The 26,360-nt window shown below is 62.9% G+C and carries 23 protein-coding genes; 14 read left to right on the plus strand and 9 right to left on the minus strand.

Annotated features, from left to right (window positions below; translation table 11 throughout):
* Positions 1–148: 148 nt before the first annotated feature.
* Positions 149–1,066 (minus strand): transcriptional regulator MetR, encoded by a 918-nt coding sequence (gene metR / locus Q6A48_RS24670; RefSeq protein WP_304557042.1) that lies wholly within the window; start codon positions 1,064–1,066, stop codon positions 149–151.
* Between the two features lie 109 nt (positions 1,067–1,175).
* Here metR and metE point away from each other — a divergent pair, with 109 nt between their 5' ends.
* Together metE and Q6A48_RS24680 are read left to right on the plus strand one after the other, a co-directional pair.
* The gene (metE, locus tag Q6A48_RS24675; protein ID WP_304557043.1) at positions 1,176–3,485 is read left to right on the plus strand and encodes a 5-methyltetrahydropteroyltriglutamate--homocysteine S-methyltransferase; all 2,310 of its coding nucleotides are present in this window, start codon (positions 1,176–1,178) and stop codon (positions 3,483–3,485) included.
* A gap of 454 nt (positions 3,486–3,939) precedes the next feature.
* Positions 3,940–4,959: an alpha/beta fold hydrolase gene (locus Q6A48_RS24680; protein ID WP_304557044.1), complete on the plus strand. Its 1,020-nt coding sequence runs from the start codon at positions 3,940–3,942 to the stop codon at positions 4,957–4,959.
* A gap of 147 nt (positions 4,960–5,106) precedes the next feature.
* Here Q6A48_RS24680 and Q6A48_RS24685 read toward each other — a convergent pair whose 3' ends face one another.
* Positions 5,107–5,988, minus strand: coding sequence for a LysR substrate-binding domain-containing protein (locus Q6A48_RS24685; RefSeq protein WP_304557045.1), 882 nt, complete (start codon positions 5,986–5,988; stop codon positions 5,107–5,109).
* 111 nt (positions 5,989–6,099) lie between these two features.
* Between Q6A48_RS24685 and Q6A48_RS24690 the strand changes: the two genes are divergently transcribed.
* The gene (locus Q6A48_RS24690; protein WP_304557047.1) at positions 6,100–7,734 is read left to right on the plus strand and encodes a 5-guanidino-2-oxopentanoate decarboxylase; all 1,635 of its coding nucleotides are present in this window, start codon (positions 6,100–6,102) and stop codon (positions 7,732–7,734) included.
* Positions 7,735–7,871: 137 nt separating this feature from the next.
* Here the strand turns inward: Q6A48_RS24690 and Q6A48_RS24695 are convergent, their stop codons facing one another.
* Entirely contained in the window at positions 7,872–8,801 is a 930-nt protein-coding gene (locus tag Q6A48_RS24695) for an AraC family transcriptional regulator (RefSeq protein ID WP_304557048.1), read from the minus strand.
* A 327-nt stretch (positions 8,802–9,128) separates the two neighbouring features.
* On the opposite strand from Q6A48_RS24695, the gene Q6A48_RS24700 reads away from it, so the two are divergent.
* Positions 9,129–9,482: a putative quinol monooxygenase gene (locus Q6A48_RS24700; protein ID WP_304557050.1), complete on the plus strand. Its 354-nt coding sequence runs from the start codon at positions 9,129–9,131 to the stop codon at positions 9,480–9,482.
* 42 nt (positions 9,483–9,524) lie between these two features.
* Positions 9,525–9,758 carry a hypothetical protein gene (locus tag Q6A48_RS24705; RefSeq protein WP_304557051.1) on the plus strand — a complete coding sequence of 78 codons (234 nt, stop codon included), beginning with the start codon at positions 9,525–9,527 and terminating at the stop codon, positions 9,756–9,758.
* Between the two features lie 28 nt (positions 9,759–9,786).
* On the opposite strand, the gene Q6A48_RS24710 is transcribed toward Q6A48_RS24705, so the two are convergent.
* On the minus strand, positions 9,787–10,407 hold the full coding sequence (locus tag Q6A48_RS24710; RefSeq protein ID WP_304557052.1) for a flavin reductase family protein: 621 nt from the start codon (positions 10,405–10,407) through the stop codon (positions 9,787–9,789).
* Positions 10,408–10,541: 134 nt separating this feature from the next.
* Positions 10,542–10,943, minus strand: a complete 402-nt coding sequence (locus Q6A48_RS24715) for a hypothetical protein (protein WP_304557053.1) — start codon at positions 10,941–10,943, stop codon at positions 10,542–10,544.
* 341 nt (positions 10,944–11,284) lie between these two features.
* On the opposite strand from Q6A48_RS24715, the gene Q6A48_RS24720 reads away from it, so the two are divergent.
* The gene (locus tag Q6A48_RS24720) at positions 11,285–12,040 is read left to right on the plus strand and encodes a COG4705 family protein (RefSeq protein ID WP_304557054.1); all 756 of its coding nucleotides are present in this window, start codon (positions 11,285–11,287) and stop codon (positions 12,038–12,040) included.
* Positions 12,041–12,199: 159 nt separating this feature from the next.
* Here the strand turns inward: Q6A48_RS24720 and Q6A48_RS24725 are convergent, their stop codons facing one another.
* Both Q6A48_RS24725 and Q6A48_RS24730 read right to left on the minus strand, forming a co-directional pair.
* Positions 12,200–13,519 (minus strand): MFS transporter, encoded by a 1,320-nt coding sequence (locus tag Q6A48_RS24725; RefSeq protein ID WP_304557055.1) that lies wholly within the window; start codon positions 13,517–13,519, stop codon positions 12,200–12,202.
* Positions 13,520–13,808: 289 nt separating this feature from the next.
* A complete protein-coding gene (locus tag Q6A48_RS24730; RefSeq protein ID WP_304557056.1) occupies positions 13,809–14,705 on the minus strand; it encodes a LysR substrate-binding domain-containing protein in 897 nt (298 codons plus the stop codon).
* A 108-nt stretch (positions 14,706–14,813) separates the two neighbouring features.
* Between Q6A48_RS24730 and Q6A48_RS24735 the strand changes: the two genes are divergently transcribed.
* From Q6A48_RS24735 to rpoS, 8 genes are all read left to right on the plus strand, one after another.
* The gene (locus Q6A48_RS24735; protein ID WP_304557057.1) at positions 14,814–15,926 is read left to right on the plus strand and encodes an S-(hydroxymethyl)glutathione dehydrogenase/class III alcohol dehydrogenase; all 1,113 of its coding nucleotides are present in this window, start codon (positions 14,814–14,816) and stop codon (positions 15,924–15,926) included.
* Between the two features lie 8 nt (positions 15,927–15,934).
* Positions 15,935–16,780: an S-formylglutathione hydrolase gene (gene fghA, locus Q6A48_RS24740; protein ID WP_304557058.1), complete on the plus strand. Its 846-nt coding sequence runs from the start codon at positions 15,935–15,937 to the stop codon at positions 16,778–16,780.
* A gap of 43 nt (positions 16,781–16,823) precedes the next feature.
* Positions 16,824–17,297 (plus strand): 2-C-methyl-D-erythritol 2,4-cyclodiphosphate synthase, encoded by a 474-nt coding sequence (ispF, locus tag Q6A48_RS24745; RefSeq protein ID WP_304557059.1) that lies wholly within the window; start codon positions 16,824–16,826, stop codon positions 17,295–17,297.
* On the plus strand, positions 17,294–18,352 hold the full coding sequence (gene truD, locus Q6A48_RS24750; protein ID WP_304557060.1) for a tRNA pseudouridine(13) synthase TruD: 1,059 nt from the start codon (positions 17,294–17,296) through the stop codon (positions 18,350–18,352). The genes ispF and truD overlap by 4 nt, the downstream gene beginning before the upstream one ends.
* Complete coding sequence (surE, locus tag Q6A48_RS24755) at positions 18,340–19,089, plus strand: 5'/3'-nucleotidase SurE (RefSeq protein ID WP_304557061.1); 750 nt, start codon at positions 18,340–18,342, stop codon at positions 19,087–19,089. The genes truD and surE overlap by 13 nt, the downstream gene beginning before the upstream one ends.
* Positions 19,090–19,127: 38 nt before the next feature.
* On the plus strand, positions 19,128–19,763 hold the full coding sequence (locus Q6A48_RS24760) for a protein-L-isoaspartate(D-aspartate) O-methyltransferase (RefSeq protein WP_161796107.1): 636 nt from the start codon (positions 19,128–19,130) through the stop codon (positions 19,761–19,763).
* 212 nt (positions 19,764–19,975) lie between these two features.
* On the plus strand, positions 19,976–20,821 hold the full coding sequence (locus Q6A48_RS24765; protein WP_304557062.1) for a peptidoglycan DD-metalloendopeptidase family protein: 846 nt from the start codon (positions 19,976–19,978) through the stop codon (positions 20,819–20,821).
* Positions 20,822–20,927: 106 nt separating this feature from the next.
* Positions 20,928–21,935 (plus strand): RNA polymerase sigma factor RpoS, encoded by a 1,008-nt coding sequence (gene rpoS / locus Q6A48_RS24770; RefSeq protein ID WP_003198289.1) that lies wholly within the window; start codon positions 20,928–20,930, stop codon positions 21,933–21,935.
* Between the two features lie 642 nt (positions 21,936–22,577).
* Here the strand turns inward: rpoS and fdxA are convergent.
* Positions 22,578–22,901 carry a ferredoxin FdxA gene (fdxA, locus tag Q6A48_RS24775; RefSeq protein WP_042729839.1) on the minus strand — a complete coding sequence of 108 codons (324 nt, stop codon included), beginning with the start codon at positions 22,899–22,901 and terminating at the stop codon, positions 22,578–22,580.
* 142 nt (positions 22,902–23,043) lie between these two features.
* Complete coding sequence (gene mutS, locus Q6A48_RS24780; RefSeq protein WP_304557063.1) at positions 23,044–25,611, minus strand: DNA mismatch repair protein MutS; 2,568 nt, start codon at positions 25,609–25,611, stop codon at positions 23,044–23,046.
* Positions 25,612–26,360: the final 749 nt, after the last annotated feature.

Consider the following 26,360-nt stretch of genomic DNA (forward strand, 5'->3'; position numbering starts at 1 on the left):
CCAAAGCGGGAAGAGTGGACAGCAGCTTGGCTCCCACACGTGCTTAGGGCACCGCGACCCGTCAGCTTGCTGTCCACCCCTCTCACCTTTGACTTTATCCTGTCTTAAGACACAAGCGAGCCCTGCTCGCGAAAGCGCCCGCCCGGTATCAGCGCACCGCACTGACCCCATCGAGGGTGGAAAACGAGGTGTCCTTGGCCGTCAGCAGGAAGTCGCGCATGTACGGCGCGTCGAGCATGTCGGTGCGGACCGCGGCGTACAGGGTGGCGAACAGGCCTTTTTCGCCCAGCCGCTTGGCCTTCACGTAGCCCCGTGAACTGTATTCATGCAGTGCCCAGTGGGGCATGCCGCAGACGCCGCGGCCGCTGGCGACCAGTTGCATCATCATCACCGTCAGCTCGGACGTGCGCACCTGGGCCGGCTCGATGTCGGCCGGTTCCAGGAAGCGGGTGAAAATGTCCAGCCGATCCCGCTCCACCGGGTAAGTGATCAGCGTCTCGTTGACCAGGTCTTCCGGCACGATGAACGGCTTGCCCGCCAGGCGATGCTGGTTGGCCACGGCGAGCATCGCCTCGTAGGTGAACAGCGGCACGTAGGTGATGCCGGCCAACTCCAGCGGGTCGGACGTCACCACCAGGTCCAGGTCGCCCCGGGCCAGGGCCGGCAGCGGGGCGAAGGCGAAGCCCGAGGCCAGGTCCAGTTCGACTTCCGGCCAGGCATCGCGGAACTGGTCGATGGTGGGCATCAGCCACTGAAAGCAGCTATGGCATTCGATCGCCATGTGCAGGCGCCCGGCGGTGCCGCCGGCCAGGCGCGCGATGTCCCGTTCGGCGCCGCGCAGCAAGGGCAGGGTGGCATCGGCCAGTTGCAGCAGGCGCAGGCCGGCGCTGGTGAACCGTACCGGCTTGGTCTTGCGCACGAACAACGGCATGCCCAAGCGTTCCTCCAGTTCCTTGAACTGGTGGGACAGCGCGGATTGGGTCAGGTGCAGGCGTTCGGCGGCTTCCACCAGGCTATCGGCTTCGCGCAGGGCATGCAGGGTCTTGAGGTGACGGAGTTCGAGCACCGGACTGGCTCCATGAGAAAAACTTGTGATCAACACGAAAAGGTTGAGTTTGTCTCATGCAGGCCCGGCTGTCGACAATGGCGCCATCTTTTACAGGAGGACGCACACCATGGCCCTGGCCCACACCCTCGGTTTTCCCCGCATCGGCGCCGACCGCGAACTGAAGAAAGCCCTCGAAGCCTACTGGAAGGGCGACCTGGCGCCGGTCGAGCTGCAAGCGGTGGGGCGTCAATTGCGGGCGCGGCACTGGCAGTTGCAGAAAGACGCCGGCATCGACCTGCTGCCCGTCGGCGACTTCGCCTGGTACGACCAGGTGCTCAGCCACACCCTGGCCCTGGGCGTCGTGCCCCGACGCTTCCACAACACCCTGGACCACCAGGGCCGGCCCACCCTCGACACCTTGTTCGCCATGGCCCGTGGCGCCACCGCCAGTTGCTGCGCCGGTCACGGCCAGGCGCAACACGCCCAGGAGTTGACCAAGTGGTTCGACACCAACTACCACTACCTGGTCCCGGAGTTCTCCGCCGACCAGGCCTTCAGCCTGAGCTGGGAGCAGCTGTTCGACGAAGTCGACGAGGCCCACGCCCTGGGCCATCGGGTCAAGCCGGTGCTCATCGGTCCGTTGACTTACCTGTGGCTGGGCAAGGCCAAGGGCGCGGACTTCGACAAGTTGGACCTGCTGGAGCAGCTGCTGCCGGTCTACGGGGAAATCCTCAATCGCCTCCAGCGCCAAGGCGTGGAATGGGTGCAGATCGACGAGCCGATCCTCACCCTCGACCTGCCCCAGGCCTGGAAAAACGCCTTCGAGCGGGCTTACCACATCCTCCAGTATTCGCCCCTGAAAAAACTCGTGGCGACCTACTTCAGTGGCCTGGCCGACAACCTCGGCCTGGCGGTGAGCCTGCCGGTGGATGGCTTGCACATCGACGCGGTGCGCGCGCCGGAACAATTGGGCCAGGTGCTGGACCGGCTGCCGAGCTACAAGATCCTGTCGGTGGGCCTGGTCAATGGTCGCAACGTCTGGCGTTGTGAACTGGAACAGGCGCTGGCGCAATTGCAACCGGCCCAGGAGCGCTTTGGCGACAACCTCTGGGTCAGCACGTCCTGCTCGTTGCTGCACAGCCCGGTGGATGTGGAACGCGAAGACAAACTCGACCCCGAACTCAAGGGCTGGCTGGCGTTCGCCGTGCAGAAGTGCGGCGAAGTGGCGGTGCTGCGCGACGCGTTGAATGATCCACACACCCCCGGCGTCCAGCGGGCCCTGGCCGACAGCCGTGACGTGCAGGCCCGTCGCGCCCGTTCGACACGGATTCACAAACCCGATGTCCAGGCGCGGATCGCGGCGATCGCGCCCGAGGACAGCCAGCGCCATTCGCCTTTCGCCCAACGCATCGAACGCCAGCGCGCCAAGCTGAAGCTGCCGGCATTCCCGACCACCTCCATTGGTTCTTTCCCGCAGACCTCGGCGATTCGCCTGGCGCGCCAGGCTTACAAGCAGGGCAAGTTGTCGGCCAACGATTATCAGGACGCCATGCACACCGAGATCCGCCATGCCGTGCAGATCCAGGAGCGCCTGGGCCTGGATGTGCTGGTGCATGGCGAAGCCGAGCGCAACGACATGGTGGAGTATTTCGCCGAGCAACTGGATGGCTATGCCTTTACCCGTTTCGGCTGGGTGCAGAGCTACGGGTCGCGTTGCGTGAAACCGGCGATCATCTACGGCGACATCAGCCGGCCGAAGCCGATGACCGTGGACTGGATCTGCTACGCCCAGCGCCTGACCGACAAGGTCATGAAAGGCATGCTCACCGGTCCCGTGACCATGCTGATGTGGTCGTTCCCTCGCGAGGACGTGTCGCGCCAGGTCCAGGCGCAGCAGTTGGCCCTGGCCCTGCGGGACGAAGTGCTGGACCTGGAAAAGGCCGGGATCAGCATCGTGCAGATCGACGAGGCGGCGTTTCGCGAAGGGCTGCCACTGCGCCGCGGGGAATGGCAGGCGTACCTCGACTGGGCGGTGCAGGCCTTCCGCCTGTGCGCCTCAGGCGTCGGCGATGAAACCCAGATCCACACCCACATGTGCTACAGCGAATTCAATGACGTGATCAAGGCCATTGCCGACATGGACGCCGATGTGATCACCCTCGAAACCTCGCGCTCGGACATGGAACTGCTGGAGGCCTTCGAGGCGTTCGACTACCCGAACGATATCGGCCCGGGCGTCTACGACATCCACTCGCCGCGGGTGCCGGACACGGCCGAGATGGTTTCGCTGATGAACAAGGCGGTGCAGCGCATCGCCCCTGAGCGGCTGTGGGTCAACCCCGATTGCGGCTTGAAGACCCGGGCGTGGCCGGAAACGGAGGCGGCGCTGGTGAACATGGTGGCGGCGGCGCGGCAGTTGCGGGGGCAGTGGGCTTGAAGGAGGGGTGTGCCGGTGCCTGACAGGCACGCCGCTGTTGTGGCGAGGGGATTCATCCCCGCTGGGTCGCGTAGCGTCCCTAGGCTCTGTCTGAAATAGGTCTGCACTCGCCCATACTGCGTTGAAACGGGGCTCGGAATGCTCATGTACTCCAGTACACTGCGCTTCCTCGCCCCGTTTCGCCTTGTCTGGCCTTTGCGCAGACATATTTCAGACAGAGCCTAACCGCCGGCAACTCGGTGTGTCTGACTGGCCATATCGTCACGTTTGGGCCTGCTGCGCAGTGCAGCGGGGATAAATCCCCTCGCCACAATGGTGTTCGGCTTTGGTTGCATCGTCTGTCCCGATACCACTCGGCAATCTTCATCAAACTGTCACGCAACTGTGGCAGCGCGCTTGAACGAACTTCATCAGACTCGCGCCCTACTGGGGTTCTGCGTTTTGGTGTTTCTTCATGCGTGTATTCATTTTCCTGGCCGCCTTGTTGTGCGGCCTGCCGTCGATGGCGGCTTCTCGTTGCGATGTGAATGTGCCGACCCAACGGGTCGATCTGGATCAGGTCAGCGTCGCGTACCAGAGCGTGGGGCGCGTTTCCGATCCGGCTTTGTTGCTGGTGATGGGGCTGGGTGGGCAGTTGATCCACTGGCCGGACGAAGTGGTGGTGGCGCTGTGCGAGCAGGGCTTCCGGGTGATCCGTTACGACAACCGGGACGTCGGCCTCTCCACGTGGCGCCAGGCCCCCGGCAGCGCCAACCTGGCGTTTGAAGCGCTGCGCTACAAGCTCGGCTTGCCAGTGTCCGCGCCCTATACCTTGACCGACATGGCCGAGGACGGCCTCGGGCTGATGGACGCCTTGCAGGTCGAGAACTTTCACGTGCTGGGCGTGAGCATGGGCGGGATGATCGCCCAGCACATGGCGGCCATGGCGCCGCAGCGGGTCGAAAGCCTGACGCTGATCATGACCAGTTCAGGCGCCGAAGGCCTGCCCGCGCCCAGTGCCGCGCTGGTCCAGCTGTTGTCGCGGCGCAGCGCGCCGAATCGCGAAGTGGCGCTGGAACAACAGGCCGACCTGCTGGCCGCGCTGGGCAGCCCCATGGTGGTGGATGATCGGCAGGTGTTGCTGCATCAGGCGGCGGTGGCCTACGACCGGGCTTTCAACCCCGAAGGCGTGCAGCGCCAGATCATGGCGATCCTGGCCGAGCCCAGCCGCGTGGCGTTGCTCAATCAACTGCGGGTGCCGACCCTGGTTGTCCACGGCACCGCCGACCCGTTGCTGCCGGTGATGCACGGCGTGCACCTGGCCGCGCACATCCGGGGCAGCCAACTGAAGCTGATCCCGGGCCTGGCCCATCGTTTCCAGGAGGCGTTCAAGGCGCCGTTGCTGGGCGCGGTGCTGCCGTACCTGCAACAGCATCGCGACGACACGTCCCACTGGGCGCAGATCGAACCGGTGCAGGCGCCGAATGTGCTTTGATGAAATCCCCTTTCTAAAGGGCTGCCTTGGATGTGTGGCGAGGGGATTTAGCCCCGCTGGGTTGCGAAGCGACCCCAAAGCTTTTGGGCCTGCTGCGCAGTCCAGCGGGGATAAATCCCCTCGCCACATGAGGTGCTGGCAACGCAGTTACCGCACCCGGGCCTGCCCCACGAGCCAATCCATCAGTGCCTGCAACGGCGCCGGCACCTGGGCCCGGCGCGGCAGCACCAGGTAATAACCCAGCCCGGTCCGGACCTTCAGCTCGAACGGCATCACCAGCCTACCGGCGCTCAGGTCGTCGCCGATCAGCGACCAATCGCCAATCGCCACGCCGGTGCCCTGGGACGCCATGGACACCGCCAGGTCCAGGGTTTCGAAGTGCTGGCCCTTGCCGACCGGGTTCAGGTGCACATCAGCCGCCGCCAGCCAGGCATTCCAATCGCGCTCATCGGGCGTCGGGTGCAACAGCAGGTGGTGCCGCAGGTCGGCCGGCTGCTGCAGCGGCACCGGACCTTCCAGCACCGGACGGGAGCAGACGGGCGTCAGTTGTTCATCGAACAGGTGCAGGCACGCCAGCGAGGCATCCGGTGGGGGGCCATAGACCACGGCGGCGTCGAAGGCCTCGTGCAGGAAATCCACGCCATGCCTGACCGTGGTGGTCAGCTCCACCGGTACGTCCGGCCGTTCCTTTTGCCATTGCAACAGCCGCGGCAGCAACCAGCGCATCACGCACGTCGGGGCCTTGAGCCGCAGGGCCTGGCGCTTCTCGCCGATTTGCTCGACCGCCTCGCCGATCAGGTTGAACACCTGCTGCACCCGGGGCAACCATGCCGATCCTTGCGTGGTCAGGCTCAGGCCCCGTGCATGGCGCCGGAACAGCGCATAGCCCAGGTGGGCCTCCAGCCCGGCGATCTGCCGGCTTACCGCGCCCTGGGTGATGTGCAGTTGTTCGGCGGCCCGGGTGAAGTTGCAACACTGGGCGGTGATCAGGAAGGTGTGCAGGGCCGGAAGTGGCGGCAGGCGTTTCATCGGTTCGAGCCATGACGTGGGGACATGGCGAGTATGACTTTTTATCGATTGTTGCCGCCATGGCCTGACCGTTCAATGAGGCCATTCCAGGACAAGAAAAAGGCAGTGGCAATGGCAACGTGCGGTGAAGTATTGGTCAAGTTACTCGAAGACTATGGCGTGGATCAGGTGTTCGGCATTCCCGGGGTCCACACCGTCGAGCTGTATCGCGGGCTGGCCCGTTCACGCATTCGCCATGTGACGCCGCGCCATGAACAGGGCGCCGGGTTCATGGCCGACGGTTATGCCCGGGTCAGCGGCCAGCCCGGCGTGTGTTTCATCATCACCGGCCCCGGCATGACCAACATCACCACCGCCATGGGCCAGGCCTACGCCGATTCGATCCCGATGCTGGTGATCTCCAGCGTGCAGTCGCGCAGCCAGTTGGGGGGCGGGCGCGGTAAATTGCACGAGTTGCCCAACCAGTCGGCGCTGGTGGCTGGCGTCGCGGCGTTTTCCCATACGCTGATGTCCGCCGCCGAACTGCCTGGCGTGCTGGCCCGGGCGTTCGCGGTGTTCCAGGCCGGGCGGCCGCGGCCGGTGCACATCGAGATTCCCTTGGATGTGCTGGTCGAAGACGCCGATGCGCTGCTCGCCAGTGCCCCGGTGAACATCCGCCGCGCCGGCGCTGCGCCCGATGCGGTGCGGGAAATGGCGGCGATGCTGGCCTCGGCCCGTCGGCCGTTGATCCTCGCCGGTGGCGGGGCCATCGATGCCGGGCCCGAACTGATCGGGCTGGCCGAACGCCTTGGCGCACCGGTGGCATTGACCATCAACGCCAAGGGCCTGCTGCCGTCCCGTCACCCCTTGCTGATCGGTTCGACCCAGAGCCTGGTCGCCACCCGCGCACTGGTCGCCGAAGCGGATGTGGTGTTGGCCATCGGCACCGAACTGGCCGAAACCGACTATGACGTCACCTTCGCCGGCGGTTTCGAGATACCCGGCGCACTGCTGCGGATTGACATCGACCCGGACCAGACCGTGCGCAACTATCCCCCACGACTGGCCCTGGTGGCTGATGCCCGCAGCGCCGCCACGGCCTTGCTCGATGCCGTGGAGCGGCAACCCCGGGTGCAGCGCTGCAATGATTGGGGCGCGGCGCGGGCCACCCGGTTGCGAACAGACCTGGCCAACAGTTGGGACGCCGCGACCCGCGCCCAGGCGGCTTTTCTCGACAGCGTGTTGCAGACATTGCCGGACGCGGTCTTCGTCGGCGATTCGACCCAACCGGTGTACACCGGCAACCTGACCTTCAACCCGGAGCAACCACGCCGCTGGTTCAACGCCTCCACCGGCTACGGCACCCTGGGGTATGCGCTGCCAGCGGCCATCGGCGCCTGGCTTGCAGGCAAAGAACAAGGGCAGGGGCGCCCGCCGGTGGTGTGCCTGATCGGCGACGGCGGGTTGCAGTTCACCTTGCCGGAACTGGCCAGCGCGGTGGAAGCGGGTGTCCCGGTGATCGTGCTGTTGTGGAATAACCAGGGCTACGAAGAGATCAAGAAATACATGCTCAACCGCGCCATCGAGCCGGTGGGCGTGGACATCTACACCCCCGATTTCATCGGCGTGGCCCAGGCCCTGGGCTGTTTTGCCCAGGCCATCGAGGATGGGCCGTCGCTGTGCGCGGCGTTGTTGGCGGCGCGGGGGCGGCCGGGGCCGACGTTGATCGAGATCGACCAGGCGCGGTGGATGGATTTGGCGGGGTGATGGGTGGGCCTTTCGCGAGCAGGCTCGCTCCCACAGTCGATCGATTGTGAACAAGGCATTGTTGTTCACTGAAGATCCTCTGTGGGAGCGAGCCCGCTCGCGATGAGGCCAGTCCGGCCAATACAAGGATCCCGGGATCAAACCGTCAACCGCAACCGCGCCAGGTCCCTCAACGGCGGCGCGCCAAACAGCCGGCTGTACTCGCGGCTGAATTGCGACGGGCTTTCATAGCCCACCCGATAGCCCGCCGCCGAGGCTTCCAGGCCTTCGGCCAGCATCAGCCGCCGGGCTTCTTGCAGGCGCAGTTGCTTCTGGTATTGCAGCGGGCTCATGGCCGTCATGGCCTTGAACCGGTGATGCAGGGTCGAGACGCTGAGGTTCACTTCCCGCGCCAGTTCGTCGATGCGCAGCGGCTGTTCGAAATGGCGGTTGAGCCATTTGATCGCCTGGCTGATGCGATGGCTCTGACTGTTGGCGATGGCGATTTCGTACAGGCGATAGCCCTGCGGACTGCGCAGCAGGCGATACAGGATCTCCCGGCGCACCAGCGGCGCGAGCATGGCGATGTCCTTCGGGCTGTCCAGCAACCGGGTCAGGCGCAGGACAGCGTCGAGCATCGGCGTGTCCAGGCGCTCGACATACAAGCCGCGTCCGGCCGGGCGGGTCGGCACGCCCATGGGCCCGGCGTCGGCAATCAGCGCGGTGATTTCCGCCGGGTCGATGTCCAGGCGCAGCGCCAGGATCGGGTGCTCGGGCGACACGTTGGCGATGCAACCGCTCAACGGCATCGAGACCGACACCACCAGGTAATGCAGCGGGTCATAGTTGAACTGCTCGTCCGCCAGGCGTACCTGCTTATTGCCCTGGGCCATGATGCACAAGGCCGGTTGCGCCAGCACGGGCGCGAACTCATGGGGCTGGCTGTGGCGCGACAGGTTCAGCGAGGGGATGGCGGTTGCGTAGGAGCCGTCTTCGCAGGTGTTGCGCTGAATGATCGATGCCAATTCGGCGCGCTGCTGTTCCAGATGCGTGTCCAGCGGGACCTGGGCGTGGTCGAGTGGCGTCATGCCGGAATCCTCGGGAAATAGGAAGCGATGGGCAAAGCTTATGTTTGTGCAAGGCGCAGCGGTAGCCACATCCTGTTGAATGCTTGCCTGATCCTGCACGGCGTGGCGGAGCGAGACCGGATCCCGTTGGGAAAACTTGCTTGAAACCTTTTGTTGCAGGTTCGTGGGGTTCAGCCGCAAGTCCTGTGGATTTCATCACGCCTTGGCGCAGGATTGTGCAATGGGTCGGCAGGAATCGACTAACGAGGCGGGTGCCGTGGCGCTTAACCTTTGATCCTGACGCAGCCTGTACCCGGCTGCACCACGGATGACCTGGGAGGGTTGAACATGTCTACACAGATCCCCGTCAGTCACATGGTTTTCGTGCGGGCCCGCAGTGGTTGCTCCGAGCAACTGGGCGCGCGCCTGAGCACATGGGCATCGCCATCACGCCAGGCCCCTGGTTGCCAGCACTTCGCATTGCAGCAATCGCAATGCGACGCCGATCTGTGGTTGGTGTCCGGGCTCTGGGCCAATCAACAGGCGATGGAGGCCTACTTCAATTCACCGGCCATGGCGATTTTCGCCGAGTTGGTGCAAGACCTGGTGGTCAGCAGCCTGGATTTCCACACCTTCAAGGACGTGTCCGTCGCCCAGGCGACTGAAGGTTGCCTGGCGAAGGTACACAAACTGGCCGGTTGAAGGTTTAATGACGATCATTTTTCATCGCCAGGAAGCCCGAACATGGCACGTAAAGCCTTTGAAACCTTCGAAGCCGTTTCCGCTGTAATCCCCAAGGAAGGTGGTGGCTACCACGCCGCCATCGCCACCAAGGCCATCGGCGGCTCAGGCGCGCCGCGTTTCAACAAGGTGCTGGAGGAACAGACCTTCGACACCGCTGCCAAGGCCGATGAAGCGGCCGCCATGCAACTGACCCACCTTCAAGGCGTGGACGAGGATGGCGGGTTGGTCTGGTAAGTCACGCTTGAAGGGGCACGGTCTGCTTCTATCGGGGGCGGTGCATCTTGAACAATGCCTCGGGGCCCAGTTGGAAATAGTCCGCGGGGCCACCGCCGCGCAAGATCGGCTCGGCGGCCGCGGTGTCGTAGATGCCGTCCTTCAATAGCCATTTGGCGATGTGCACGGCGACCACTTCACCCAGGATCAGCCAGCTCGGCACCAGAGCCTGGTCCGCCCGTTGCAATTGAATGATCTGGGTGACCTTGCATTCGAAGGACACCGGGCTTTCGGCCACCCGCGGCACCTGGATCACCCGTGACGCCACGGGGGTCAAGCCCGCCAGTTCGAACTCATTGACCTCAGGCGCGACCATCGCGCAGCTCTGGTTCATCTGCTCGGCCAGCGGGCGCGTGGCCAGGTTCCAGGCGAACTCACCGGTCTGCTCGATGTTGTTCAGGCTGTCCTTGCGCCCGACGCTGGAGAAACCAATGATCGGCGGGATGTAGTTGAAGGCATTGAAGAAACTGTAGGGCGCCAGGTTCAGGCGGCCTTCGGCATCCTGCGAGGAAATCCAGCCGATGGGACGCGGGCCGACGATGGCGTTGAACGGATCGTGGGGCAGGCCGTGACCGTGGGCGGGTTCATAGAAATGGATCTCATCGGGCATGACGGTGTGTTCCTGCAATGGCATGGGTCGGCGGCCAATAGTGCAAGGCCCGGCCGTTTAATTCCAGATGGACGAATGCAGAAAAATCGCAGCTTCGGACTTTGCCGAAGGCTGCGATTCCTGTTTCCCGGCAATCAACCGATGGCGTCTGCGGTGCCGGTCTTGTCAAAGCCGTCGGCCGCGATGGCGTCGGCGGTGCCAGTCTTGTCAAAGCCGTCGGCCGCGATGGCGTCGGCAGTACCCGTCTTGTCGAAACCGTCAGCCGCGATGGCGTCGGCGGTGCCGGTCTTGTCGAAGCCGTCGGCCGCGATGGCGTCGGCGGTGCCGGTCTTGTCGAAACCGTCGGCCGCGATGGCGTCGGCAGTGCCGGTCTTGTCGAAACCGTCAGCCGCGTAGCTGCCTGAGTGGCTGCGTTCGATGGCGGCGCTGGCGCCCGTGCCGAAGGCGGCAGAGCCGGTTTTTTCGTAACCATCGGCGGCGAAGGTGTTGGCAGCCAGTACGGACAAGGTCAGGGCGAGGATCAATTGGGTTTTCATGGCGGTTACTCCGGATTCGTTGGCGATGTGTCTTGCATGGGTTGAATGCTACGCCAAATAAGTTGATTGAAAAGTTCAAAATAACGCTAATAAAGATCGATTAAATAGATATTAAGGGCGACGCATTGGAATCGCTCTCGTCGTCGGGGCGAACGTCGCGCAGGTCATCGATCAAGTGAAATCAGAGTGAAGGAAGGGTATTAACGTGCGATTAATCGCTGTTTTAGCCTGGGTGACAGATTTTTCATACATTCCCGACCTGTTTTTCACCGCTCCAACGCCAGTCTGCCGTACGGCCAGGAATCATGGGCCGGCCGCCACACACTGGAGCGCTCCCCGCGATGAACAAACTGCCTCAAATCACCCTGGCCTTCTGGGTCATGAAAATCTGCGCGACCACCTTGGGAGAAACTGCCGGCGACCTGCTGTCGATGACCCTCGATGTCGGTTATGCCATCAGCTCGCTGATCCTGATCAGCGTGTTCGTCCTGACGCTGGTCACGCAACTCATGGCCAAGACCTACAAGCCGTTGCTGTACTGGATCGTCATCCTGTCGACGAGCACTGCGGGCACGACCATGTCCGACTTCATGGACCGCACCCTCGGGCTGGGCTATGCCACCGGATCGATGATCCTGATCGCGATTCTGCTGGCGATCTTCGCCGCCTGGCGCCTGAGCGGTGACTCGCTCAACGTCACCAAGGTGCAGACCTTCCGCGGTGAAATGTTCTATTGGATGGCGATTCTGTTTTCCAACACCCTGGGCACGGCCCTCGGTGACTACCTGGCGGACGATTCGGGCCTGGGTTTTGGCGGCGGCGCGTTGCTGATCGGCTCGACCATCGCCGTGGTCGTGCTGCTCAAGTACACCACCCGGATTTCGACGGTGGCGTTGTTCTGGGTAGCGTTTGTACTGACGCGTCCCCTGGGGGCGACGCTGGGTGACTTGATGACCAAGTCCCACGAGAAGGGTGGCCTGGACTTCGGCACCATCGGTTCGTCGGCGGTGCTGGCGGGGATACTGGTGGTGATGATCGCTGGCGCGGCGTATGCGCAGAATCGCTATGGCAAGCAGAGTGCTGCCGAGTTGAGTTGATACCGCGTTGTCCCGATCGCGAGCAAGCTCGCTCCCACGGACCAATGCGAATCCTCTGGGTTCAAGCCTGCTCCCACAGGTTAGCGCAAATCCTGTGGGAGCGAGCTTGCTCGCGATGAGGCCACTGCAGTCAACGGGAATTGACGGTGGAAGTACCGATCAGTCCGTCACGATCCGCGAATGGGTGCGGGTGTCCTTCATGGTGATGTACACCAGCAGCGAAACCGCGATGCACCCGGTCACGTACCAGTAGTAGCCGGTCTCCATGCCGATGCTCTTGAACCACAGCGCTATGTATTCAGCGGTGCCGCCGAAGATCGACACGGTCAAGGCGTAGGGCAGGCCGACACCCAGTGCGCGGATTTCGGTAGGGAACAACTCGGCCTTCACCACGGCGTTGATCGAGGTGTAGCCACTGACGATGATCAGCGCCGCCATGATCAGGAAGAACGCGCCCCACCAGCTCTGGATGGTGTGCAGGGTGGTGAGGATCGGCACGGTGAACAGCGTGCCGAGGATGCCGAAGGCGATCAGGATCGGCCGGCGACCGATCTTGTCCGACAGCCCGCCGATCACCGGTTGCAGGCACATGAACAGGAACAGTGTGGCGGCGGAGATGGCGGTGGAGTCGGAGATGCTCATGCCGACGGTGTTCACCAGGTATTTCTGCATGTAGGTGGTGTAGGTGTAGAACGCCAGGGTGCCGCCCATGGTCAGGCCGACCACGGTCATCAGTTCCTTGGGGTGGCGCAGCAAGGTGCGCATGGCGCTTTCCTTGGCTTTTTCCTTCTTGGTGAACGACTCGGTTTCTTCCATGCCGCGTCGCAGGTACAGCGCGACGATCGCACACAGGGCGCCGATGGCGAACGGAATCCGCCAGCCCCAGGCATACAGTTGCTCGGTGGTGAGGAATTGTTGCAGCACGATCAGCACGCCCAGGGCGATGAGCTGGCCGGAGATCAGGGTCACGTACTGGAAGCTGGAGAAAAAGCCGCGACGTTCCTTGGTCGCCATCTCGCTCAGGTAGGTGGCCGAGGTGCCGTACTCACCGCCCACCGACAGGCCCTGGAGCAGGCGAGCGAACACCAGCAGGATCGGCGCGCCGACGCCGATGGTTTCATAGCCGGGGCTCAGGGCGATGATCAGCGAGCCGAAGCACATCAGGTAGACCGAGGCCATCAGCGCCCGCTTGCGGCCGGCGCGGTCGGCGTAGAGGCCCATCAACCAGCCGCCAATCGGGCGCATCAGGAAGCCCACGGCGAAAATCGCGGCGGTGTTGAGCAACTGGGCGGTGGTGTCGCCCTTGGGGAAAAAGACCTTGGCGAAGTACAGGGAGAATGCCGCGTAGACGTACCAGTCATACCACTCGACCATGTTGCCGACCGAGCCGCTGAAAATCGATTTGATCCGGCTGGCGGTGGTTCTTTCTCGGGCGGGCGCAGCAGCCGACCCAAGGGGCAGGGCGTTGGAGTTATCCATTGAAGGATCCTTCGTTTAATTGTTGTTGTGGAGCGCGTGTGAACGCAGCCTGCCAGGGCTATAGCAGGAGCTGTGCCACGTGGCGAAAGGCCGTGTTAGAGGGGTTTGCAACGTGAGATGAGCGGAAATCCGCTTGTTTTCACGGGGAGATGAGCAAGAATCCGCTCATCTTGAATGGGGTGGGCCTGTTCGCGAGCCGGCTCGCTCCTACCAAGGCGATGGGTCCCCTGTGGGAGCGAGCCTGCTCGCGAAAGCGCCAAGTCAGACCACCATCAAATGAACCGGACGCCTACCCCCGATACTCGGGCCGCTGCGCCAACCCTTCCTTGAGAAAATCCACCAACTTGCGCACCTTGGGCGACAGGTGCCGCTGCTGCGGATACAGCGCCCAGACGGCCGTGTTGGGGGGTTGATGGGCTTCCAGCAACGAGATCAGCGCACCGCTGTGCAGGTGTTCCAGCACGTAATAGTCCGGTAGCTGGCACAGCCCCATGCCTTGCAAGGCGGCGTCCAGTACCGCCTGCCCACTGTTGCAGCGCCAGTTGCCCTGCACCCGCTGGGAAAATTCCCGCCCGTTCTGTTCCAGTTGCCAGATGTCGGAACTGCCGACCAGGCAATTGTGCCGGCTCAATTCCGACAGGCTGTGGGGACGCCCATAACGTTCCACGTAGGAAGGCGACGCGCACACGTACATTCGCCGTGGCGCCAGGCGGGTGGCCACCAGGCGTGAGTCCTGCAGGCGACCCAGGCGAATCGCCAGGTCGAGGCCTTCGTGGACCAGGTCCAGGGGCTGGTTGCTCAGTTCGATGTCCACCCGCAGTTGTGGATAAAGGCCCATGAACCGCGTCACCAGCGGCACGATGAAGCGTTCCCCGTAGGCCACCGCGCAGGTCATGCGCAACATACCCTTGGGTTCGCTGGTGAGATCGCCCACGGCCCGGAGCGCTTCCTCGCGCCCATCCTGAAGGCGCTGGCAATGCTGCAAGAAGGTCTGCCCGGCTTCGGTGAGGGTGACCCGGCGGGTACTGCGGTAGAGCAGTCGCGTCTGAAGACGTTCTTCAAGGCGTACGATTTGTCGACTGATATGGGAAGACGACACGCCAAGGCGTTCCGCCGCTGCAGTGAATTGGCTGCACTCAGCCACGGCGACGAACTCGTCGATCCCTTCCCAGCGGTTCTCGGACATGAAGGATTATCCCTGCACAGCAATAATGTTTTGCTTTCGATCGGATTATTCATCGTCCGGCGACGGATTACACTCCAGTCCTGTTTTTTTATTTGCTGGAGAACCCGGATGATCAAGTCGCGCGCTGCCGTTGCCTTCGAGGCCAAGAAACCCCTGGAAATCGTTGAGGTCGACGTCGCCATGCCCAAGGCAGGCGAAGTGCTCTTGCGGGTCGTGGCATCCGGTGTCTGCCACACTGATGCCTACACGTTGTCGGGCGCCGACCCGGAAGGGATCTTCCCGTCGATCCTCGGCCACGAAGGCGGCGCCATCGTCGAAGCCGTGGGCGAAGGGGTGACGTCGGTGGCGGTGGGCGACCATGTGATCCCGCTGTACACGCCGGAGTGCGGCCAGTGCAAGTTCTGCAAGTCGGGCAAGACCAACCTGTGCCAGGCGATCCGCGCGACCCAGGGCAAGGGCCTGATGCCGGACGGCACTTCGCGTTTTTCCTACAAAGGCGAAACCATTTTCCACTACATGGGCACCTCGACATTTTCCGAGTACACCGTGCTGCCGGAAATCTCCGTGGCCAAGATCGCCAAGGACGCCCCGCTGGAAAAGGTCTGCCTGCTGGGTTGTGGCGTGACCACGGGCATCGGCGCCGTGCTCAACACCGCCAAGGTCAAGCCGGGTGACACCGTGGCGATCTTCGGCCTGGGCGGCATCGGCCTGTCCGCGGTGATCGGCGCGGTGAAAGCCAAGGCGTCGCGGATCATCGCCATCGACATCAACCCGGCCAAGTTCGAAATCGCCCGGCAACTGGGCGCCACCGATTGCGTCAACCCTAAGGATTTCGACCGTCCGATCCAGGAAGTCATTGTCGACATGACCGACGGTGGCGTGGACTTTTCCTTCGAGTGCATCGGCAATGTCCAGCTGATGCGTGCCGCGCTGGAATGCTGCCACAAGGGCTGGGGCGAGTCGGTGATCATCGGCGTGGCCGGGGCCGGGCAGGAAATCGCCACCCGTCCGTTCCAACTGGTGACGGGCCGTGTCTGGCGCGGTTCGGCGTTTGGCGGCGTGCGTGGTCGCAGCGAGCTGCCGAGCTACGTGGAGATGGCCGAGAAGGGTGAAATCCCGCTGGATACCTTCATTACCCACACCATGGGCCTGGAAGAGATCAACAAGGCGTTCGACCTGATGCATGAAGGCAAGAGCATTCGTACGGTCATTCACTTCTGAGGTCGGCCATGAGTCTGGAAAACATTTCCTGTCAGAAAAGCTTCGGCGGCTGGCACAAGCGTTACCGGCACCGATCCGACGTGCTGGGCTGTGACATGGTGTTTGCCGTGTACCTGCCGCCGCAAGCCGAGCAGGGCGCGAAGCTGCCGGTGCTGTACTGGCTGTCCGGGCTGACCTGCACCGACGAGAACTTCATGCAGAAGGCCGGCGCCCAGCGCATGGCTGCGGAACTGGGGCTGATCATCGTGGCCCCGGACACCAGCCCCCGTGGTGCCGATGTACCGGGTGACCCGGACGGCGCCTGGGACTTCGGCCTGGGCGCGGGGTTCTACCTGAATGCCACGCAGGATCCCTGGGCGCGGCACTATCGGATGCATGACTATGTCGTGCAGGAATTGCCGGCACTCATCGAGGCGCATTTCCCGGCGTCGGATAAACGCGGCATCAGCGGTCACTCCATGGGCGGCCATGGTGCGCTGGTCTGTGCCTTGCGCAACCCGGGGCGCTACCGGTCGGTGTCGGCCTTTTCGCCGATCAACAATCCGATGGATTGCCCCTGGGGCCAGAAGGCCTTCTCCCGTTACCTGGGGGAAGACCGTTCGAAATGGCGCGAGTGGGACGCCTGCGCGTTGATCGCCGAGGCGGATGAGAAGCTGCCCCTGCTGGTGGACCAGGGCGATCGCGATGATTTCCTCGCCAACCAGCTCAAGCCCGAAGCCTTGCAACAGGCCGCGAAGGCCGCCGCCCACCCGCTGACGCTGCGGCTGCAACCGGGCTACGACCACAGCTACTTCTTCATCGCCAGTTTCATTGACGACCACTTGCAGCATCATGCACGCGCCCTGAGCGCCTAATGCAGGTAGAATCACGCCCTGACAGAAATCAGGGCGTTTTTTTATGCGTATTGGCCATGGCTACGATGTTCACCGTTTCGCTGAAGGCGACTTCATCACCCTGGGGGGCGTGCGCATTGCGCACGGCTTCGGGCTGCTTGCGCATTCCGACGGTGATGTCCTGCTGCATGCCTTGAGCGATGCCTTGCTCGGCGCGGCGGCCCTGGGCGACATCGGCAGGCATTTCCCCGACACCGACCCCCGCTTCAAGGGCGCCGACAGCCGCGCGCTGCTGCGGCACGTGGTCGCGCTGATCCACGCCAAGGGCTGGAAAGTCGGCAATGTCGACAACACCATCGTCGCCCAGGTGCCGAAAATGGCGCCCCACATCGAATCGATGCGCCAATTGATCGCCGAGGACCTGCACGTTGAGCTGGACCAAGTGAACGTGAAAGCCACCACCACCGAAAAACTCGGTTTCGTTGGGCGCGAAGAAGGCATTGCGGTCCACTCCGTCGCCTTGTTGCTACGCTCATGACCGAATTGGAACTGTTGGGGCCCAGGGCCTATGGCGAGTCGCTGGGCAGCGCGGTACTCAAGGCCACCGCCGAGGATTTCCAGGTCGATGAAGTGCTCGACATCCCGTTGACCGGCGACGGCGAGCATCTGTGGATCTGGGTGGAAAAGCGCGGCTTGAACACTGAAGAGGCGGCCCGGCGAATCGCCAAGGCCGCCGGCGTGCCGTTGCGCACCGTCAGCTACGCCGGGCTCAAGGATCGCCAGGCCCTGACCCGCCAGTGGTTCAGCGTCCAATTGCCGGGCAAGGCCGATCCGGACCTGTCGGCGGCAGAAAACGACACGCTGAAGATCCTCAAGACCGGACGCCACAAGCGCAAGCTGCAACGCGGCGCGCACTCGGCCAACGGCTTCACCTTGCGCCTGACCCAGTTGCAGGGCGACCGTGCGGCCATCGACGCGCGCCTGCAACAGATTGTCCGCCAGGGCATTCCCAACTATTTTGGCGCCCAGCGGTTCGGCCATGACGGCGGCAATGTCGTCGATGCCCGTGGGTGGGCGGCGCGCAAGGCCCTGCCGGAACAGCGCAACGTGCGCTCGCGGCTGCTGTCCGCGGCGCGCAGCTACCTGTTCAACCAGGTGCTGGCGGCCCGGGTGGCCGATGGCACCTGGCAGCACGCACAGGTCGGCGATCTGCTGGCGTTCACCGACAGCCGCAGTTTTTTCCCGGCCGGCGAGACGGAATGCAGCGATCCGCGCCTGGCCATCCTCGACCTGCACCCCACCGGGCCGCAGTGGGGCGAAGGCCCTTCACCGGCCTCGGGGAAGATCCACGACCTGGAGCAAGCCGTCGCCGAGCGCGAGGCGGACCTGCGCGATTGGTTGATAAACGCGCGAATGAGTCACGAACGGCGCATCCTGCGACTGCCCATTGGCGGGCTGTCGTGGCATTATCCCGCGCTGGACATTCTCCAACTGGAATTCGTCCTGCCGGCCGGATGCTTCGCCACTGCCTTGGTGCGCGAACTCGTCGATCTGGTGCCGGTGGGGCAGACGGACAGCCCATGCGTATTCTGATTTCTAACGACGACGGGGTGACAGCACCCGGTCTTGCCGCGCTTTATGCTGCGCTGGCGGATTTTGCCGAGTGCGTGGTGATCGCCCCGGACCAGGACAGAAGCGGCGCCAGCAGCTCGCTGACGCTCGACCGTCCGTTGCACCCGTGCTACCTGGATAACGGTTTCATCAGCCTCAACGGCACGCCGACCGATTGCGTGCACCTGGGCCTCAATGGCTTGCTGGAACGCGAGCCGGACATGGTGGTGTCGGGAATCAACCTGGGCGCCAACCTGGGGGATGACGTGCTGTATTCCGGCACGGTCGCCGCCGCCCTGGAAGGTCGTTTCCTGGGCAATACGTCGTTTGCCTTTTCGTTCGTCTCGCGGCAAGTCGACAACCTGCCCACCGCCGCCTATTTCGCCCGCAAGCTGGTAGAGGCCCACGGCGCCTTGGACTTGCCACCGCGCACGGTGCTGAACGTGAACATCCCGAACCTGCCCCTCGATCACATCCGTGGCATCCAGCTCACGCGCCTGGGCCATCGGGCCCGCGCCGCCAGCCCCCTGCACGTGGTCGATCCGCGTGGCAAGGCCGGCTACTGGATCGCCGCCGCCGGTGACGCCGAGGATGGCGGGCCAGGCACCGACTTCCATGCGGTGATGCAAGGTTATGTCTCGATCACGCCGCTGCAGCTCGACCGGACCTTCAACGAGGCCTTTCGAAGCCTCGATGGTTGGCTGGAGGGCCTGCATTGATGCGTGAGCAAGACGATATGTTGCGTCGCGGGATCGGCATGACCTCCCAGCGAACCCGGGAGCGACTGATCCAGCGGCTGTACGAAGAGGGCCTGTCCAACGCCCAGGTGCTGGAGGTGATCCGGCGTACCCCACGGCATTTGTTCGTCGACGAGGCCCTGGCCCATCGTGCCTATGAAGACACGGCGTTGCCGATCGGCCACAACCAGACCATCTCCCAGCCTTATATGGTGGCCCGCATGAGCGAGTTGCTGCTGGAGGCCGGGCCGCTGGACAAGGTGCTGGAGATCGGGACCGGTTCGGGTTACCAGACCGCGGTGTTGTCGCAATTGGTGGAACGGGTGTTCTCCGTCGAGCGGATCAAGGTATTGCAGGACCGGGCCAAGGAACGCCTGGTCGAACTGAACCTGCGCAACGTGGTGTTTCGTTGGGGCGACGGCTGGGAAGGCTGGCCAGCCCTGGCACCGTATAACGGCATCATCGTGACCGCCGTGGCCACTGACGTGCCCCAGGCCTTGCTGGACCAGCTCGCTCCGGGCGGGCGGCTGGTGATTCCGGTGGGCGCGGGGGAGGTCCAGCAATTGATGCTGATCGTGCGCGAAGAACACGGCTTCTCGCGCCATGTCCTCGGCGCGGTGCGATTCGTGCCGTTGCTCAACGGGCCATTGGCCTGAGCATTTATATACAGGCGATGAAATTCCTTCGCGGCGGTTGTGTCTTACAGCGGCAACGATGGATTGAACAGCCTTCAACGGCGTTGAGCAAACGTGTGCGGTGGCGCATCGCGCTTCATTAATAGAAGCGTGGTCGCGGCCAGCTATATTTGAATGACGCTTGCCTGGTCAGGCAGGCGTCGATTTTTCAGCCACCACAAAGGGAGCGGCGGGTGAGTCTCACAGTCATTGCGCAGCGTATGGGTATCACGAGCTTTCAGCGCCTGGTGACTGGCCTTGTCTTGAGTGCTTTGCTCGCCGGGTGTTCCAGCACACCGTCGGGTAACGTCCGGGTGGTCGATCGCAACAACGCGACGCCGCAACGTCCTACCGTCACCACCGGCCAATATGTAGTCCGTCGCGGCGATACCCTGTTTTCCATCGCTTTTCGCTACGGCTGGGACTACAAGGCGCTCGCGGCGCGCAACAACATTCCTGCGCCTTACACGATCCACCCGGGTCAGACGATTCGCTTCGATGGCCGTAGTGGTTCAACGCCGACCGCCGTCGTTACCCAGTCGGGTTCGACGGCGTCGTCCTCGAGTAAAACCACGGTTATCCGCCGGCCCGCGGGCAGCGAAACGGCTGCGGTACCGTCCGTCGCGAGCAAACCGGCCCCCGCGCCGATGCCGCCCGCAGGGCCCGCCCCGACGGGCTGGGGGTGGCCTTCTAATGGCGTTCTCATTGGAAAATTCTCTTCAAACGGTAGTTTGAATAAAGGAATTGATATCGCCGGGGATTTGGGACAGCCTGTTTTAGCTGCGTCTGATGGCACGGTTGTGTACGCCGGGAGTGGTTTGAGGGGCTACGGCGAACTCGTCATCATCAAGCACAGCGATACCTACGTCAGTGCCTACGGTCACAACCGCAGGCTGTTGGTTCGGGAGGGGCAGCAGGTCAAGGTCGGGCAGACAATTGCCGAGATGGGATCGACGGGAACGGACCGGGTGAAACTGCATTTTGAGATTCGCCGACAAGGTAAGCCAGTCGATCCGCTGCAATTCCTGCCACGTCGTTGATGTGCTTGTCAGCCTGTTCCGTCACGTAGAGGGAACAGGCTCCAGCGTTGCCAAGGATAAAGGCGTCGCTTGAGCTTGAGGTCGAACTCACCAAAGGACTATAACAATGGCTCTCAGTAAAGAAGTGCCGGAGTTTGACATCGACGATGAGGTGCTCCTGATGGAGACCGGCATCGCTATGGATTCGATGTCGAATGATGAAGGGGCGACTCCACCTTCCGTTCGTGCCAAATCCAAACACTCCGCTTCACTTAAACAACATAAGTACATCGATTACACCCGGGCGCTGGACGCCACTCAGCTGTACCTCAACGAAATCGGTTTCTCGCCACTGCTCTCCCCCGAGGAAGAAGTTCATTTTGCGCGCCTGTCGCAAAGCGGCGACCCGGCCGGTCGAAAACGCATGATCGAAAGCAACCTGCGCCTGGTGGTGAAGATCGCCCGACGCTACGTCAATCGTGGGCTTTCCCTGCTGGACCTGATCGAGGAGGGCAACCTGGGCCTGATCCGCGCTGTCGAGAAGTTCGACCCCGAGCGGGGCTTCCGTTTCTCGACCTATGCGACCTGGTGGATCCGCCAGACCATCGAACGGGCAATCATGAACCAGACCCGGACCATCCGGTTGCCGATTCATGTGGTCAAGGAGCTGAACGTCTACCTGCGGGCCGCCCGCGAGCTGACGCAAAAGCTCGACCATGAACCCTCGCCCGAAGAAATCGCCAACCTGCTGGAAAAACCCGTGGGCGAGGTCAAGCGCATGCTGGGGCTCAACGAGCGGGTGTCTTCGGTGGACGTCTCGCTGGGGCCGGACTCGGACAAGACCCTGCTGGACACCCTCACCGATGATCGACCCACCGACCCGTGCGAGCTGCTCCAGGACGATGACCTGTCGCAGAGCATCGACCAGTGGCTGTCTGAACTGACGGACAAGCAGCGGGAAGTGGTGATTCGCCGCTTCGGCTTGCGCGGCCACGAAAGCAGCACCCTCGAGGATGTTGGCCTGGAGATCGGATTGACCCGTGAACGGGTCAGGCAGATCCAGGTAGAGGGCCTCAAGCGCCTGCGGGAGATCCTGGAGAAGAACGGCCTGTCGAGCGAGTCGCTGTTCCAGTGACATGAAGCTCAATGCAACAGCAAAAGCCCCGACTGGTTCGGGGCTTTTTCGTTTGTGAGCATGGGTTGCGTTCCAGGGAGTACAACACATTCTTGTGGCGAGGGGATTTATCCCCGCTGGACTGCGCAGCAGTCCCAAATCACTGAACTGAAACACCACGATTTCTGCCTCAGGGTCGCTTCGCGCCCCAGCGGGATAAATCCCCTCGCCACAAGAGGCTGGGCGGAGCGTGTTTCCACGCTTTTTCTATTTATGGATTTAGCGTGTAAGCCTTTGCCTAGTGTTACGTAAGCGATCGGTTTCTCATCGACGGGACAGACCGCTATAAACGCCGTGCTATTTTTGTATTCGACTGATTTATAAAGGAAATTTCCTGATGAATGTAGTGTGACAGAGCCGGCCACCTGTATCAGCCGCGTTGCACTCGTCCGGGAAAACACTAATATCAGTCCTGTGTCGACGGACAGACACACCCGTCAAGGATGATGGGAAAGGAAGGACATCGCAGGACGCGATTCATCAGGATGATGAAAAGGATTAAAGGGATTAGGGAAAAAATGTGGGCGGGTCAAACCGCCCCTTTTTTTTGCCTGGAGAAAAGCAAAAAGGCCCGCAAGGGGCCTTTTCGGGAAAGCAGGGCGATCAGCGCTCGAGGTCGGCGATCTTGCCTGGCTTGCCATCCCACTCTTCAGCGTCTGGCAAGGCGTCTTTCTTCTCGGTGATGTTCGGCCAGATGTCCGCCAGCTCGGCGTTCAGCTCGATGAAGTTCTCCTGGCCAGCCGGCACTTCGTCTTCCGAGAAAATCGCGTTCGCCGGGCATTCCGGTTCACACAGGGCGCAGTCGATGCACTCGTCCGGGTGAATGACCAGGAAATTCGGGCCTTCGTAGAAGCAGTCCACCGGACAGACTTCTACGCAATCGGTGTATTTGCACTTGATGCAGTTGTCGGTGACGACGAAGGTCATTTCTAATTCTCTCCTCAGGCGGCGGCAGCGGAGCCCCTTCACGGTGGGGTCGCCAGGTTTGGGAGCGATAGTCTGCGGACCAGGCTAATAGTCCGCAGCATCCCAAACCGCGCGAGATTCTAACAGCTTGAAGGCCGGTGCGTTAGATCCGTGTCTTCAATGTGTAGAGTAAATCCAGTGCCCGACGCGGGGTCAGGTCGTCCAGGTCGAGCTTGGCCAGTTCGTCCAGCACCGGATGGGGCAAGCTGGCGAACAGGTCGCTTTGCTGCGGCACGGCCGGCTTGCCTTTGGCGGGACGCGGCGCTTCGTGGGGCAGGCTGGTGGTTTCCAGGCGGCTGAGGTGCTCGCGGGCCCGGCTGATCACCTCGCTTGGTACACCCGCCAGTTGGGCCACTGCCAGGCCGTAGCTCTGGCTGGCCGGGCCGGGCAGTACATGGTGCAGGAACACGATGCGTTCGTTGTGCTCGGTGGCGTTGAGGTGGACGTTGGCAACCAGTGGCTGGCTTTCTGGCAACACGGTGAGTTCGAAATAATGGGTGGCGAACAGCGTGTAGGCCCGCAGGTGCGCCAGGCGCTCGGCCGCGGCCCAGGCCAGGGACAGGCCGTCGAAGGTGCTGGTGCCGCGGCCGACTTCGTCCATCAGCACCAGGCTGCGCTCCGTGGCGTTGTGCAGGATGTTCGCGGTTTCGCTCATCTCCACCATGAACGTCGAGCGGCCGCCCGCCAGGTCGTCGCTGGAGCCGATCCGGGTGAAGATGCGGTCCACCAGGGACAGCTCGCAGCTTGCCGCCGGAACGAAGCTGCCAATGTGGGCCAGCAGCACGATCAATGCCGTTTGCCGCATATAGGTGGATTTACCGCCCATGTTCGGGCCGGTGATCACCAACATGCGGGTGTTGTCGTCCAGGCTCAGGTCGTTGGCCACGAACGGCGTGGTCAATACCTGTTCCACCACCGGGTGACGACCCTGGCTGATGCGCATGCATGGCTCGCTGACGAACCGTGGGCAGTTCAGGTCAAGGTTCAGCGCACGCTCGGCCAGGTTGCTCAGCACATCCAGCTCCGCCAGGGCGGCGGCGGTGTCCTGCAAGGGTGGCAATTGGCTGATCAAGTCTTCGAGCAGCGCGTCGTAGAGCATCTTCTCCCGGGCCAGGGCGCGGCTCTTGGCTGACAGCGCCTTGTCCTCGAACGCCTTGAGTTCCGGGGTGATGAAGCGCTCGGCACCCTTGAGCGTCTGGCGGCGGATGTAATCGGCCGGGGCCTGTTCGGCCTGCTTGCTCGGCAACTCGATGAAATAGCCGTGGATGCGGTTGTAGCCGACCTTCAGGTTGGCCAGGCCGGTGCGGGCTTTTTCCCGCGCTTCGAGGTCGATCAGGAATTGCCCGGCGTTCTCGCTCAGGGACTGCAACTCGTCGAGCTCGGCGTCGTAGCCGGTCTTCAGCACGCCACCGTCACGGATCACCGCTGGCGGGTTATCGATAATGGCTTTTTCCAGCAATGCGGCCAGCTCCGGGTAGGTGCTGGTGGTGCGTGCCAGTTGCTGCAGGTGCGGCGCGTCGAGGTCGGTCATCGCGCGCTGGAGTTCGGGCAGCGCGCCGAGGGCATCGCGCAGGCGCGCCAGGTCCCGGGGACGCGCATTGCGCAGGCCGATCCGCGCGAGGATCCGCTCGATGTCACCGATTTCCTTGAGCTGCGGTTGCAGGTGTTCGAAGCGATAACGGTCCAGCAGGCAGGTAATGGACGACTGGCGCGCCAGCAGGACCGTCAGGTCCCGCAGCGGACGGTTCAGCCAGCGGGTCAGCAGGCGGCTGCCCATGGCGGTCTGGCACCGGTCGACCACCGACTGCAAGGTATTGTCGCGGCCGCCGGCCAGGTTGGTGTCCAGTTCCAGGTTACGGCGGCTCGCACCGTCCAGCACCACCGTGTCATCCAGGCGCTCGTGACGCAGGCTGCGCAAATGGGGCAGGGCGGTGCGCTGGGTTTCCTTGGCGTAGGCCAGCAGGCAGCCGGCGGCGCCGATGGCCAGGGTCAGGTTCTCGCAACCGAAGCCCTTGAGGTCCTGGGTGGAAAACTGCTGGCACAGACTTTTCAGCGCCGAGTCGCGCTCGAAATCCCACGGCGCCCGACGACGCACGCCACGACGTTTTTCCGCCGGCAGGTCCTTGGGCCAGTCGTCCGGGATCAACAGCTCCACCGGGTTGACCCGCTCCAGCTCCGCCAGCAGGTTTTCCCAACCCTTGATCTCCAGCACCGAGAAATTGCCGCTGGTGATGTCCAGCACCGCCAGGCCAAACAGCCGCTCGTCCCCCAGGACTGCGGCGATCAGGTTGTCGCGTCGCTCATCCAGCAACGCCTCGTCGCTGACCGTGCCGGGAGTGATGATGCGCACCACCTGGCGCTCCACCGGCCCCTTGCTGGTGGCCGGGTCGCCGACCTGCTCGCAAATCACCACCGACTCGCCGAGCTTGACCAGTTTCGCCAGGTAACCTTCCGCCGCGTGGTAAGGAATCCCACACATCGGAATCGCCATGCCCGCCGATTGCCCACGCGCGGTCAGGGTGATGTCCAACAACTTGGCAGCCTTTTTCGCATCCTCGTAGAAGATCTCGTAGAAGTCGCCCATGCGGTAGAACATCAACTGATCGGGATGCTGATTCTTCAGGCGCCAGTATTGCTGCATCATCGGCGTGTGGGAGGACAGGTCGTTCACGGCTGTATTCATCGGTGTCAGGCAAGCTCGTTGGAAGGTGTGGGGCAAAAGGAGGGGCATCGGCCCGGGCTTTTCCGCGATGGGCGCAAGGTTAACATGGGCGGTCTGGTGGGACCCAGGTGTGAGTGATTCTGGCCGTTGATTTGTGGGGAGCGAGCTTGCTCGCGATGGCGGGTTTGGATTCGGAGCATATCCATTATTGTTGGAGCGACGGCTGGCGGTTCCGCCCTTACGGCGGGTTACTTTTGGCAGGCGCCCGGAATGCCGGCCCAGCCAAAAGTAACCAAAAGGTCTGTGCCCCACCACTCGGCACCTCGCCTATGGCTCGGTGTTCCCTCACTCCGGCATTGCTCCGTGGGCCCGCCGCGAAGGGCCATCCATGGCCCAGCGCGGCTATCCCGGCCTCCATGCCGGGATGCCCACTGCGCAATGCCTGCGTTCGGCCAGCGTGGTTGATGGGGCTTCAAGATCAAAAGCCAAAGCCAAAGCCAAAGCCAAAGCCAAGCCAAAGCCAGAGCCAGAGCCAGAGCCAGAGCCAGAGCCAGAGCCAGAGCCAGAGCCAGAGCCAGAGCCAGAGCCAGAGCCAAAGCCAGAGCCAAAGCCAAAGCCAGGCACATGTTCATGTACATATAGAACCACTGTGGGAGCGAGCTTGCTCGCGATGGCGGTCTGTCAGTTAGCGAATATTTTTCTGATACACCGTCATCGCGAGCAATCTCGCTGCCACACGGTTTGGTTTATGGCCCCTT

Source organism: Pseudomonas citrullilanati (assembly GCF_030580855.1).
GTDB lineage: Bacteria > Pseudomonadota > Gammaproteobacteria > Pseudomonadales > Pseudomonadaceae > Aquipseudomonas > Aquipseudomonas citrulli.